Consider the following 13,262-nt stretch of genomic DNA (forward strand, 5'->3'; position numbering starts at 1 on the left):
CCACGTACCTCGGCCCCTGAGCAGCCCGGCCACCTTAGTAGGGGTCCGGGCCGGTGCCTGGTTGTAGCCAAGGTTGCACATTTAGATGTTTAGGCGGCTTACGGTCGGAAGCGGCGCGCATGTCTAGCAGGATGCCCAATCAACGGGCCCAACTAGGGTTTACGTTGTCGGTGTTGGTATGACGAAGTTCGGGAAGTTCGGCCCTAGCGAGGGCTGGTACTATCCCTAGATGGCGAGGGAGTCGAGTTCAACGCGCTCAATGATGCTGGTATCGGCCACCGTGAGGTGCAGCAGGGCTATGTTGGCTAAGTAGCCGGTGACTCGACGTCCGGGCAGCGGGTGCTCTACGAGGCTGGGCATGACCAGTATGCTGATCGTCAACGTCAACAACTGCTCAACCAGTTCGACGGCGCTTTTTTGTGAGGTACAGGCCATCCGCGTTGGAGGCTCTAACTACATCATCATCATCATCGCGCTGGGCTTTGAGAATATGCAATCTGGCTCTTTGAATAGTGGTACCCAGGGCCGCGAATCGCCGATGGCCGAGATCGACGCGTTCGCGATGCCCCGTCACTCCATGGATGTTCGGTGCCGCGGGTCGCAGGCGTATGAGGGTAATATGACATCGCTGCGGAGCACTTCGCCAAGATAGGCTGCAAAGAACCGGAAGTACTCGGTGAACAACCCGTATTGCGTATTTCCATAGAGTCCTGCACGCCAGACGACATCCTAGCGGCGCTGATGATCTCCGAACGCTCACTAAGCTGCAATGCTCACCGACATCGGGTGGTTCGGGCGCGGCAATCCTGGCTTCGGAGTCTTATGTAGACAAGCACGAGCTGGCCGGCCGAGCGTTGAAGATTGTCGGCCCGGCCATGACGACCGACTTCACATCGACCTTCGACGGTACCGCCAAGAGGCTTAACCGGCTTCGATATGAATGTTTATGCGGTGCAACAAGTTTATAACCAATCTGGACTTGTCTCCGAAGACTTCCAGGTGATCGAGCTGCACGACTACGTTTCGGCAAACGAGTTACTGTTCTATGAAGCCCTAGGCTTGTGTGGCCCAGGTGAGGAGCCCAAGCTGATCGACAACGGTGACACCACTTATGACGGACGCTGGGTGGTGAATTCGTCCAGCGGCTTGATTTCCAACAGGGCATCCACTGGGGGTGACTGAATTGGGGCAATGCGCCGAACTACCCTGGAAGCTGAGAGGTACTGCCGACAAGCGACACGTTGACAACGTGACCGCCGCACTGCAACAACATCGGGCTAGGTGGTGCCGTCGTCGATGCCGATCAGCGGGCCGACCGCTAAGCGCGATCGTAGCTAGGCTGTTTGTGCTGCGATCTGCCGCACCCGGTTCCAGTGCAGCGTGGGCTAAATCGACGCTAACGCGAAAATGAGCGATTAGACCTCGCGCTAACGTCAATGTCGGCAACACTCACACCGCTAGCGACCAAGGTTCGGCTAGGTCACCACCCGGATCGCCCGGGTTGCCTAGTTCGACGGTGGTCGCCGCGGCGCTTGCTGATTCGATTGCCGCCGAGATTATCCTGGCGGATTCGCGGCGGGCCAAGATCCGCACTCGCGAGTCAAGATTGATCCCGATGCTGGCGAAATAGCGCAGCATCTCGGGGTCGGCATCAGAGATGCGGGTTTACCGTCTTGACGTCTCCGTGGCTGCATGCCCAAGTTGACGTGGGGGCGGCCCCCCGTTGGCACATGCCTATCGGAGGTCGTTATCGGGCCACTGTGCGGGGCGTGCTGCGGGAACCCTAGCTTGGGTCGATGCGTTTTACCAGGCGATCTGATACTGTGTGCTCGAACACTTCAACCTCGTCGTGCACCTTGTCCCATGTGTAGCTAAGCTCACTGACTAGGAAGATCTCCAGCAGCTGATGCCGGCGGATCGTAGCCAGCGCTGCCTCGGTTCGGTCAAGGTCACGGTTCCAATACTTGACATACTTGATCACTCCACTGTTCGGTCAGCTTGTGGTGTAGAATTTGAAGCCGTGCTGGCCGGTACGCTGTTTTCTTGGCCAGCATCTGGGTGCTGGCCTTTTCCAGCGACCACTCTTGTCCAGTCCCGATGACTTTAACAATATGGTTCATGCACAACTACGGTTAGACGGCCCAGGCTCGTTGTTAGCTCTCACAGCGAAAATGTTTAGGCAACCTGGGGTAGGGAACTGACTGCTTGGGCGTCCCGCCCGGCAACCCTTGGTACAGCACGGATTAACTCGCAATTTGGATCTTGCACACCGGCGGATCATGGGGAGCCGTAGGCTTGCGATCGTGCAGCGGTGGCGGGGACAAGACGAGATCCCCACGGATTGGGGCAGATGCGTGCTTACTATCGGGGTGTTCGATGGTGTGCACCGCGGGCACACCGAGCTTATCGCACACACGGTGCAAACTGGCCGCGCACGCAACGTGCCTACCGTGTTGATGACGTTCGACCCGCACCCGATGGAAGTGGTCTATCCAGGCAGCCACCCGGCGCAGCTGACCACGTTGACCCGACGAGCTGAACTCATCGAGGAGTTGGGCATCGACGTGTTCCTGGTGATGCCGTTCACGACCGATTTCATGAAACTCACCCCGGACCGCTACGTCCACGAGTTGCTGGTTGAACACCTGCACGTGGTGGAGGTCGTGGTGGGGGAGAACTTCACCTTCGGCAAGAAAGCGGCCGGCAACGTCATCATGTTGCGTCGGGCCGGGCAGCGGTTTGGGTTTGCGGTCGGGTCGATGTCACTGTTGTCCGAACATCGCGGTAATGAGACCGTGGCGTTCTCATCGACCTACATCCGGTCCTGTGTGGACGCCGGTGACATGATGGCGGCGACCGAAGCGCTGGGCCGCCCACACCGCGTCGAGGGGATGGTGGTCCGCGGCCAAGGCCGAGGCACTGAGCTTGGCTTTCCAACCGCGAATGTGGCTTCGCCGATGTATTCGGCCACCCCAGCCGACGGTGTCTATGCCGCGTGGTTCACCGTGCTTGGGCACGGTCCGGTGACTGGTACCGTGGTCCCAGGTGAATGCTATCAGGCCGCAGTGTCTGTCGGGACCAATCCGACTTTTTCCGGACGCACCCGCACCGTAGAGGCGTTCGTTCTCGACGCCGTCGCCGACCTGTATGGACAGCATGTAGCGCTGGACTTCGTTGGGCGCATTCGTGGGCAACGAAAATTTGACTCGGTGGCCGATTTAGTCGCCGAGATGGAGAAGGACATTGACCGGGCGCGGGCCCTGCTGGCTGATTGACTGGCCTTAGTTCGGCGAGCTGCTAAACTGCCGGACGACATCGGTGCGTGCTGCGGTTCGCGGTGGCCGCGCAGCAGTACTGTCCATGATCGCGGACCAATTGATGGAGATGTTTTCGTGGCGCTGACAAGCGAGCAGAAAAAAGAAATTTTGAGTTCCTACGGCCTGCATGCCACCGATACCGGGTCCCCGGAGGCGCAAATCGCGTTGTTGACCAAGCGGATTGCGGACCTGACTGAGCACCTCAAGGTACACAAACACGATCATCACTCGCGGCGCGGGTTGCTGCTGCTGGTCGGGCGCCGGCGGCGGCTGATCAAGTACCTATCGCTGATCGATGTGCAGCGTTATCGCTCGCTGATCGAGCGGCTTGGTCTGCGCCGCTGACCCGCGGTGCGGGGGATCGGTTCCTATTTATGTAGCGTTAGTGACCCGTGTAGAGTGAGGTAGTTCTGGGCCGGTTCGGTCCAAGCAAGTGGTGTGGTTCTCGCAAATCCGCGTGTTCCGCTCCAGTGTGTCACTGTGTAAGTCCGAGGGCGCTGCTCTGTCTGTATCGGGCGGTCTTCGGTAGTGGCTGTCGGGCTCTCCGGATCTGGAGCAGGTCGGCCGCTTCGATCGATGGCCGTAGTCGTATTCAGACTGTGCTCTCCGGGATTGCGTGCGTGGCGCCGAAACAGATTAATAACGAGAGAGGCTGTGCGGACGGTTATGTCTGTAGCTGAAATCGAAGAGGGCGTGTTCGAGGCAACCGTTACTATCGATAACGGGAGTTTCGGCACCCGCGCCATCCGTTTTGAGACCGGGCGCTTAGCCTTGCAAGCCGCTGGCGCAGTGGTGGCCTACCTGGACGCCGACAATATGCTCTTGTCGGCGACCACCGCCAGCAAGAACCCCAAGGAGCAATTCGACTTCTTCCCGCTTACGGTCGATGTTGAGGAGCGGATGTATGCTGCCGGTAGGATCCCTGGTTCGTTCTTCCGCCGTGAGGGTCGGCCGTCCACCGACGCGATCCTTACCTGCCGGCTCATCGATCGCCCTTTGCGCCCGTCTTTTGTCGACGGCCTGCGCAACGAGATCCAGGTCGTGGTGACGATTCTGAGCGTGGATCCCAACGATCTCTATGATGTGTTGGCCATCAATGCTGCCTCGGCCTCCACTCAGCTGGGCGGTCTACCGTTCTCCGGGCCTATCGGCGGTGTGCGGGTGGCGCTCATCGACGGTACCTGGGTTGCTTTCCCCACTGTAGAGCAGCTCGAGCGGGCCGTGTTCGACATGGTGATTGCCGGCCGGATTGTTGGCACGGATGACGAGGGCAAGCCTGATGTCGCTATCATGATGGTCGAGGCTGAGGCTACCGAAAACGTCATCGAGCTGGTCGAGTGCGGTGCTCAGGCGCCGACGGAAAGCATCGTGGCCCAAGGACTCGAGGTGGCCAAGCCGTTCATTGCTGCGCTGTGTACCGCGCAGCAGGAACTTGCTGACGTTGTGTCTTCTCGCCAAGCCAAACCGCCAGTCGAGTACCCGACGTTCCCCGACTACGGCGACGACGTCTACTACTCGGTGGCTTCGATGGCTACCGATGAGTTGGCCGCGGCCTTGACCATCGGCGCCAAGCTTGAGCGCGATCAACGCACCAACGAGATCAAGACCCAGGTTCTCGAGCGGCTCGCCGGCACCTACGAGGGCCGGGAAAAGGAGTTGGGCGCAGCATTCCGTTCGTTGACCAAGAAACTGGTCCGACAGCGGATCCTCACCAACCATTTCCGTATCGACGGCCGCGGGATCACCGACATTCGCGCGTTGTCGGCCGAAGTTGCGGTGGTTCCGCGGGCGCACGGTAGCGCGCTGTTCGAGCGCGGCGAAACCCAGATCCTTGGCGTGACCACGCTCGACATGGTCAAGATGGCTCAGCAGATCGACTCGCTGGGGCCAGAAACATCCAAGCGGTATATGCACCACTACAACTTCCCGCCGTTCTCCACTGGTGAGACTGGTCGAGTCGGCTCGCCCAAGCGGCGTGAGATCGGGCACGGTGCGCTGGCTGAGCGGGCTCTAGTGCCGGTGCTACCCAGCGTCGAGGAGTTCCCGTACGCCATCCGTCAGGTGTCCGAGGCGCTGGGTTCTAACGGCTCGACCTCGATGGGGTCGGTTTGCGCTTCCACGCTGGCGCTGCTCAACGCCGGCGTGCCGCTCAAGGCGCCGGTGGCTGGCATTGCTATGGGGCTGGTCTCCGACGATGTTGAGTTTGACGGAGGGACTGAGCGTCGTTTTGTCACCTTGACCGACATCCTGGGCGCCGAAGACGCCTTCGGCGACATGGATTTTAAATGCGCCGGTACCAAGGACTTTGTCACCGCGCTGCAGCTCGATACCAAACTTGACGGTATTCCCTCCCAGGTGCTCGCGGGTGCGCTTGCGCAGGCCAAAGACGCCCGGCTGACCATCCTCGAGGTCATGGCTGAGGCCATTGACAGACCCGACGAGATGAGCCCGTATGCGCCGCGGGTCATCACTATCAAGGTTCCAGTGGATAAGATCGGTGAAGTCATCGGCCCCAAGGGCAAGGTCATCAACGCCATTACCGAGGAGACCGGTGCGCAGATTTCTATCGAGGATGACGGTACTGTGTTCGTCGGTGCGACCGATGGCCTGTCGGCGCAGGCCGCGATCAATAAGATTAATGCCATCGCGAACCCGCAGCTGCCGACGGTCGGCGAACGGTTCCTTGGAACTGTCGTAAAGATAACGGAATTCGGCGCTTTCGTGTCGCTGCTGCCTGGGCGTGACGGTTTGGTTCACATCTCCAAGCTTGGCAAGGGTAAGCGCATCGCAAAGGTGGAAGACGTCGTGAACGTCGGTGATAAGTTGCGCGTCGAGATCGCAGATATCGAAAAACGCGGCAAGATCTCATTGGTCTTGGTGGCTGACGACGATTCGGCCACCGTCCCTGCAGCTCCGGCCGATGCTGGGGCTGCTCAGGAGTTCGGTTCGGGTACTGCGCCAGCCGATGCTGCGACGGCCAGTAGCTGACCCCGGAGCTAAGGGTAAGGGTGCCTTGCGGCGGAGCAAGCAGGGCGCCGAGGGGAAGGCGGAAAAGAAGGCCGCACGATCGGCTGGAGTGTGTCGCACCACACTGCCAGGCGGTCTTCGTGTGGTCACCGAACACTTACCCGCGGTGCGCTCGGCGTCTGTCGGGGTCTGGGTGGGTGTCGGATCCCGTGATGAGGGTGCCACCGTGGCCGGGGCGGCGCACTTCCTTGAGCATCTGCTGTTCAAATCGACATCGACACGCACGGCCATGGATATTGCGCAGGCTATAGACGCTGTCGGTGGGGAGCTGAACGCGTTCACCGCCAAGGAGCACACCTGTTACTACGCACACGTGCTTGACAGCGACTTGGAACTGGCCGTCGACCTGGTCGCCGATGTCGTACTCAATGGTCGTTGCGCCGTTGACGATGTTGAGTTGGAACGTGACGTTGTGCTTGAGGAGATCGCGATGCGTGACGATGATCCCGAGGATGCGCTGGGTGACATGTTCTTAGCGGCGTTGTTCGGTGACCACCCGGTGGGGCGTCCAGTGATCGGCACTATGGAATCCGTGTCGGCGATGACGCGGACCCAACTGCACTCCTTTCATGTGCGGCGTTACACACCGGAACGGATGGTCGTTGCGGTGGCCGGAAACGTCGACCACGATGAGATGGTCGCGTTGGTGCGTGAGCATTTTGGGTCGCGTTTGATTCGCGGGCGCCAGTCAGCACCGCCGCGCAAGAGCACTGGAAGAATCAACGGCGGCCCCGCATTGACGCTGGGCAAGCGGGACGCCGAGCAGACCCACGTGTTGTTGGGGGTACGCACTCCTGGCCGCAGTTGGGAACATCGTTGGGCACTGTCGGTGTTGCACACTGCACTGGGCGGAGGCCTGAGCTCTCGTCTATTCCAAGAGATTCGCGAGACCCGCGGACTGGCCTACTCAGTGTATTCCGCGCTGGACATCTTCGCCGATAGTGGTGCGCTGTCCGTGTATGCTGCGTGTCTTCCTGGGCGTTTCGCCGACGTAATGCAGGTAATCAGCGAGGTGCTTGCGTCGGTGGCGGGTGATGGCATCACCGAAGCGGAGTGCCGTATTGCCAAGGGCTCTTTGCGCGGAGGGATCATCCTGGGATTGGAGGATTCCAATTCTTGGATGAGCCGGCTTGGTCGCAGCGAATTGAACTACGGCAAGTACCGCGGTATCGAGCATACCTTGCAGCAAATCGATGAGGTCACCGTCGAGCAGGTCAACGCGCTTGCTCACCAGCTGTTGAACAAGCGCTACGGTGCCGCTGTTCTGGGTCCGTATGCGTCGAAAAAAACTCTGCCACGACAACTTCGGATAATGGTAAATTAACTGGATGGTACTGGTTTTCTGAGACATCGCAGTGAGGAACATTGTGAGCGCTCCAATGTTCGGTGCCCTGGTCTCTCCACGTTGGCCGCGGCGGTGTCCAATGTGGACGGGCTCGGCTTCATTCCCGCCGGCTACCTGAGTTTGGAGTGGTTTGCTGACTAAATCACCACCAGGCGCACCGGCCACCACCGGTCCTCTTGGTGTGAACTTTTTGTGCCTCAACCTAGTGTTGCCGACTTGGTGTAGCTCGAGTAGCTACGCAGAAGAATTGGAGGAGGTCGCCGAGCATTACTAGGTGGAAGTCAGTCAGCCCCATGTCGGTGACAACGACTACTGAGAGCGCAAGTTCGAGGTGGTGGCCGGCGTACGCCCAGAGTTGGTGTCGTTCACGTTCGGTGTGCCATTCCCGGATGTCATCCGGCAGTGGGACGCCCCTGGTACTGTTGGTGATGGTTGCCGGTGACGTAGGGGCCCTACGGGGCGGGAGTGGCTGACTCCGCCGGCGCAGACAGCCTGGTGGTCCAGAATCCCGGTGTCGGCGGGAACCGTGGCATGCTCGTGGTGGACATGGAGCCCAGTGCCGAGCCACTACTCGAGCGAATCGATAGCGCACACGATGTACCGATCACCGCAGCAGACTGCCTGGGCGCCGTCGACGTCACTGGCATATTGCGCAGGGGAACGGTGGGCCGGCAGGTCGCTACCGCGCTGTTGAGCGACGAAGCTGGCACCAGCTTTGCGCTAAATCATCCGCTGTTCGATAAAACTGTCGTGACGTGAGTGTTCTTCGATAAGTATGCGCGTTGGTCTGGTGAATGAATTCACCCTATTGCTGGATCACGTGGCGTTAGAGTATTCCCCAGTAAACCAGATGACGTCACCCATACGGCGCCCGCGTTCGAATGGGATGATCCAAACAGGGCAAACCTGTGGACAGGAACGGTGTACAGGGAGACATGCTCTGGGCTAGTGGCTGACATCAGCGCTTCGCTGGCTTCCGACGTGCGGTCAGCCGTAGCGCTACTGTGAAAATTATTGCGCAGCTTGGTTGTGGCGCTCGCTAGGACAGAAACTAGGACGAGGAAGAATCTGTGCCATCAATGTTGTGCCGGTGGGTGGCTGTTGGCTACTGTGCCAGTGCTAGCCTCCTGCGGACAAGTCCAGTTCACGGTGTGCTCGACGTTAAGGCCTCCCCAACGGGGCGGGTGCTGCAGAAAGTTGGGCACGACGAAATTTTATTTGCAGCAAGACATTTTTCACTGATCTGGCGGCGCTGCTCCCTTACTCTTCGGTGACGGTACCGCAGGCTGGCGACATCATGCCGTTGGCGCACCTGTGCATGGCCGCGCTGTAGCTTAGGGTTAGTTCGTTCCATCGTCGGCGATTGCACCCGGCTGGACCGGTGGGAGGTCGACCTCAACATGGCGCTTCCGGGTGATCTGCTCGACATCAGCACACCGTGGAAACTGGGCTGTAGTCCAATGCTTCCCTTGAACTGCAGGTTGCTGTCGTGTTTTGCTGTGTTGCGGGGTTTTTGTTGGTGGGTGGCTGACTGCCTGCTTTCGATGAGGCTTCGTGTGCTTTGCCGCAGTGGACACGATTAGCGCGGCGCACGTAAGCATGTCGGTGGTGGGTGCTGCTTGGTCTACATGTTGATGATGCCAGGGGCTGGGCACCTGGGCTGTGCTGAAGGCGATATCGATGCAGGCGTGGGTGTGAGGATAGTTGTTAGCGCCGCGGGGTAGGGGCGTTTTAGTGTGCATGTCATGGCCTTGAGGTGTCGGCGTGGTCAATGTGGCCGCACCTGAACAGGCACGTCCCCGTGCACGGTATAACTATTCGCACCTGATGTTATCCCTTGCACCATTTCTGCCGCTGGTATCGGTGTCGGCGGCTTGTTGACCGGCCCTCAGCCAGCAAGCAGGCATGCCGCCGGGTGCAGCAGTATCGTGTTAGTGAACAGTGCATCGATGATCCGGCCGTCGGCGGCACATACGGCAACCTTCTAGCGCAGATCAACCACCCACACCCCACCACAACACCACCACCCAAACCAAACCCAACATCAACAACACCCTACGGTCGTAGCAAGGAGCGATAACTGCCCTGCTTGAAAGGTCGGGGTCGTCGCACCAGTCGCCCACGGTGTCACCCGCGAGCCGAGCGCTACTTGCGGCGCACCGTGCGTTGCACGCCGCGCATCTTGCCGGCGTTGGGCAGCGGTCCCTTCGGTATAAGACTCGCACCAGCTCGCGATCCCAGTGCTGCCAGCCGCGATTCCAGTATGTCGACTTGTTTTACGCTGATATTGGCAGGCAAGCGGGCGAGGTGGCGCTCCAACTTGACCAGCGCAACCTCACCGTCGCCGTTGCCGACTATGATGTCGTAGATCGGTACGTCGCCGACCAAGCGTGCGGTGCGCTTCTTCTCCTGCGCTAACAGCGGTTTGACTCGGGCAGCCGATCCCTCGGCGACGAAGATTACGCCAGGACGGCCGATCACCCGATGCACCGCGTCAAAGTGGCCATTAGCGGCCACACCCGGGCTCACCCGCCACTTGCCACGCAGATTGTCCAGGGCCCATGCCGCTCCGCCGGTTTGGCCTTCGGCTTTGTGGTAGACCGATTGCTGGGTCCGTCGACCGAAGATGATGAACGCCACCAACGCGCCGAGCACCACGCCGAGCAGGATCAAGGTGATCATGGTCAATCCGCCGACTAGAACTCCTGCCGTCACCGAGGCGCTCACCATCAAGGAGAAGGCGGCAATCATGTACGGTATCAGTCGCTTGTCTTCCGTGCGTTGAATCGTGAACGCCTGCCACAACTGAAGGCGGCGTTGTCGAGACGCGGCCTTACGGGCAGCTTTCGCCTCCGCTCTCGCGGCCTTGTGCGCAGCGGCATTTCGGGGTTTAGCCATAGTTATCAAGAATACGTAGGTGCGGCTTAACGGGATACCGAGGTACCGACGGTCCGGGTGCCTGCAGCCTGCTCGTAGAGCCGACCGGCGCGATACGATGACCGCACCAGCGGCCCGCCCAGCACACCCGAGAAGCCCAAACCTTCGGCGTATTGCGTGTACTCGACGAACTCCTCAGGCCTGACCCAGCGCTCGACCGGGTGGTGGCGCATCGACGGACGCAGATATTGGGTGATGGTGACGATGTCGCAGCCGGTTTTGCGCAAATCGGCCAGGGCAGTGCGCACCTCATCAGCGGTTTCGCCTAGGCCGAGGATCAGGTTGCTTTTGGTGACCAGGCCGGCCTCGCGCGCTGCAGTGAGCACGTCCAGGCTGCGTTGGTAGGTGAAAGCAGGCCGAATCCGTTTAAAGATGCGTGGCACGGTTTCGACGTTGTGCGCCAACACTTGTGGGCGTGAGTCGAAGACTTCCGCCAGTCGCGCGGGCTGCCCGTTGAAGTCCGGAATCAACAGTTCGACCCCGGTCGACGGATTGAGCTCTTTAATGGCTCGCACGGTTGTGGCGTACAGCCAGGCACCGCCGTCGGGCAAGTCGTCGCGGGCGACCCCAGTGACGGTGGTATACCGCAGCCCCATGGTTTGCACGCTCTCGGCGACCCGTCGGGGCTCGTCGCGGTCCAACGCAGCCGGCTTCCCGGTGTCGATCTGGCAGAAGTCGCACCGGCGGGTGCACTGATCACCACCGATCAGAAAGGTGGCTTCCCGATCTTCCCAGCATTCGAAGATGTTGGGGCAACCGGCCTCTTCGCAGACCGTGTGCAGAGCAACACGGCGGACCAGGTTTTTTAGCGCGGTGTACTCTGGTCCCATGCGGGCCCGGGTTTTGATCCATGGCGGCTTGCGCTCGATCGGGGTCTGTGCGTTGCGCACTTCTAATCGCAGTAAGCGGCAGTCTTCGGGCGCAACAGTCACAGTGTCGATGTTACGCTGGCAGGAGTGGACAGCCAGCTCAGGGCTAACCAACCGTCCAAAGCGTCGTTGACGGCCTCGGCGATCGCTGAGCGGACATCGTTGACGGCAACGGTGCGTCCGAGTTCGGCGGACAACGATGTCACCCCGGCGTCGCTGATGCCGCAAGGTACGATGGCGTGGAAGGCGTCCAGATCGCACTGGCAATTAAGCGCGAATCCGTGCATCGTCGTCGCACGTGACACCCGGACGCCGATAGCGGCGATTTTGCGCGCAGGCTGACCGGCACTGCCCGGCACCCAGATCCCGGAGCGGCCGTTGACTCGGCTGGTGTCCAGGCCCAGTTCCGCACAGACCTTGATCAATGCTTCCTCGAGGCGTCGAACATAGTTGACTACGTCGAGCGGCTCGGCAAGCCCAATGATCGGGTAGCCGACCAACTGCCCTGGGCCATGCCAGGTGATCTTGCCTCCGCGGTCGGTTTCCACAACGGGAACGCCGTGCAGCGACGGGTTTGGTCGTTCGTGTGGCTGAGTTCGCCGTCCGGCGGTGTAGACTGGCGGGTGCTGCAGTAGCAGCAGCGTGTCGGGTCCGCCGGCGACCCTGGCGTCGGCCAGGTCTCGCTGTAGTTGCCAGGCGATGTGGTAGTCGACGGTGCCTAGCTGGCGGACATCGATCGCGGTCGGGATCGACCGGATGGAATCCATCACGGAGCCCAGGCTACCCGTAGCCTGTGGGTGTTTGGGTCGTCGGGTGTGTTGCGGCCCGAGCCTAGTTCTGGCTCGGTCGGGTGGTCGCGTAACTGAGCGCCTCACCGATGGTGTTGTGGTGGAACTGGAAACCAGCGCGCTCCAGCGCGGCAGGGATGGCGCGCTGACCGATGAGCAGCCCTTCGTCGGCGAACTCTCCGAGGGCGGCCCGCACCGCGAAACTGGGCAGCATCAACGGAGTCGGGCGGTTGATTGCGCGACCGAATGCGGTGGTGAACTCCGCATTGGTGACAGGTGCAGGGCCGGTCAGATTTAATGGGCCGGAGAGCGATTGGTGCGAGATAGCGAATAGCAGCGCCCGCACTTCATCTTCGAGGCTTATCCACGACATGTACTGACGGCCGTTGCCTATCCGGGCGCCTAAGGCGAAAGAAAACAACGGCCGCATCCGGCTCAGTACACCAGCCTCTTGAGCCAACACCATGCCTGTTCGGGCGAGTATCACACGGGTACCGGCGTATTGAGCCGGCAGCGTGGCACCCTCCCAGTCCTGGCACAGCTGGGCCAGGAAACCTGTTCCTGCTCGGTCATTTTCATCGACCACGCGATCCCGCGTGTTTCCATAGTAGCCCACCGCGCTGGCGTTGATGAAGGTTTTGACACCAGCTTCCGCGACCGCGGCAGACAGCACTTCGGTCGGAGTGATGCGGCTGTCCCGTAGGTTCTGCTTGAAGGAGCCTGACCACCGACGCTGGCCCAGGTTGACTCCGCAAAGGTTAACGACAGCATCGACGTCGGTTATTGCGTCGGTATCGAACTCACCGCTTTCGGGATTCCAGTGCAGTTCTTCGGCGTTAGCCGGCGTCCGGCGCACGATGCGCAACACCAGGTGATCGTTAGCGCGCAGCGCCGCGGCCAAAGCAGAGCCGATCATGCCGGACGAACCCGCTATCGCGACAACGGCCTTACGACTAGCTTGAGCCACGTTGGCAAGCCT

General features: G+C 60.5%; 9 protein-coding genes and 3 pseudogenes. 6 read left to right on the forward strand and 6 right to left on the reverse strand.

The window, feature by feature from the left end; genetic code table 11:
- Window positions 1-178 precede the first annotated feature (178 nt).
- Window positions 179-1,322: pseudogene (locus ML_RS04290) on the forward strand (thiolase C-terminal domain-containing protein).
- Window positions 1,323-1,449: 127 nt separating this feature from the next.
- On the opposite strand, the pseudogene ML_RS04295 reads toward ML_RS04290, so the two are convergent.
- Window positions 1,450-2,120 (reverse strand): annotated as a pseudogene (locus tag ML_RS04295) (metal-dependent transcriptional regulator).
- A gap of 183 nt (window positions 2,121-2,303) precedes the next feature.
- Here ML_RS04295 and ML_RS04300 point away from each other — a divergent pair.
- From ML_RS04300 to ML_RS04320, 5 genes and pseudogenes are all read left to right on the forward strand, one after another.
- Window positions 2,304-3,275, forward strand: a complete 972-nt coding sequence (locus ML_RS04300; protein WP_049769711.1) for a bifunctional riboflavin kinase/FAD synthetase — start codon at window positions 2,304-2,306, stop codon at window positions 3,273-3,275.
- A gap of 117 nt (window positions 3,276-3,392) precedes the next feature.
- Window positions 3,393-3,662 (forward strand): 30S ribosomal protein S15, encoded by a 270-nt coding sequence (rpsO, locus tag ML_RS04305; protein ID WP_010907966.1) that lies wholly within the window; start codon window positions 3,393-3,395, stop codon window positions 3,660-3,662.
- A 321-nt stretch (window positions 3,663-3,983) separates the two neighbouring features.
- Window positions 3,984-6,305, forward strand: coding sequence for a polyribonucleotide nucleotidyltransferase (locus ML_RS04310; RefSeq protein ID WP_010907967.1), 2,322 nt, complete (start codon window positions 3,984-3,986; stop codon window positions 6,303-6,305).
- Window positions 6,283-7,668 (forward strand): M16 family metallopeptidase, encoded by a 1,386-nt coding sequence (locus tag ML_RS04315; RefSeq protein WP_414085554.1) that lies wholly within the window; start codon window positions 6,283-6,285, stop codon window positions 7,666-7,668. Before ML_RS04310 ends, ML_RS04315 begins: the two co-directional genes overlap by 23 nt.
- 55 nt (window positions 7,669-7,723) lie before the next feature.
- Window positions 7,724-8,697 (forward strand): annotated as a pseudogene (locus ML_RS04320) (nitronate monooxygenase).
- A gap of 986 nt (window positions 8,698-9,683) precedes the next feature.
- On the opposite strand, the gene ML_RS17290 reads toward ML_RS04320, so the two are convergent.
- The 5 genes from ML_RS17290 to ML_RS04345 form a co-directional block, all read right to left on the reverse strand.
- Window positions 9,684-9,812 (reverse strand): hypothetical protein, encoded by a 129-nt coding sequence (locus ML_RS17290; RefSeq protein WP_269147067.1) that lies wholly within the window; start codon window positions 9,810-9,812, stop codon window positions 9,684-9,686.
- Window positions 9,813-9,834: 22 nt separating this feature from the next.
- Window positions 9,835-10,587, reverse strand: a complete 753-nt coding sequence (locus ML_RS04330; RefSeq protein WP_010907969.1) for a DUF4191 domain-containing protein — start codon at window positions 10,585-10,587, stop codon at window positions 9,835-9,837.
- A gap of 26 nt (window positions 10,588-10,613) precedes the next feature.
- Window positions 10,614-11,558 carry a lipoyl synthase gene (gene lipA, locus ML_RS04335; protein WP_010907970.1) on the reverse strand — a complete coding sequence of 315 codons (945 nt, stop codon included), beginning with the start codon at window positions 11,556-11,558 and terminating at the stop codon, window positions 10,614-10,616.
- Window positions 11,555-12,265 carry a lipoyl(octanoyl) transferase LipB gene (gene lipB, locus ML_RS04340; RefSeq protein ID WP_162618236.1) on the reverse strand — a complete coding sequence of 237 codons (711 nt, stop codon included), beginning with the start codon at window positions 12,263-12,265 and terminating at the stop codon, window positions 11,555-11,557. The genes lipA and lipB overlap by 4 nt, the downstream gene beginning before the upstream one ends.
- A 61-nt stretch (window positions 12,266-12,326) precedes the next feature.
- Complete coding sequence (locus tag ML_RS04345) at window positions 12,327-13,250, reverse strand: TIGR01777 family oxidoreductase (RefSeq protein WP_010907972.1); 924 nt, start codon at window positions 13,248-13,250, stop codon at window positions 12,327-12,329.
- Window positions 13,251-13,262 lie beyond the last annotated feature (12 nt).

The organism is Mycobacterium leprae TN, assembly GCF_000195855.1.
GTDB lineage: Bacteria > Actinomycetota > Actinomycetes > Mycobacteriales > Mycobacteriaceae > Mycobacterium > Mycobacterium leprae.

Bases quoted from the DNA above. Each gene is read 5' to 3' on its own strand.
- ML_RS04310 (WP_010907967.1), top strand. From the start codon at position 3,984: ATGTCTGTAGCTGAAATCGAAGAGGGCGTGTTCGAGGCAACCGTTACT.
- ML_RS04330 (WP_010907969.1), bottom strand. From the start codon at position 10,587: ATGGCTAAACCCCGAAATGCCGCTGCGCACAAGGCCGCGAGAGCGGAG.
- ML_RS04315 (WP_414085554.1), top strand. From the start codon at position 6,283: ATGCTGCGACGGCCAGTAGCTGACCCCGGAGCTAAGGGTAAGGGTGCC.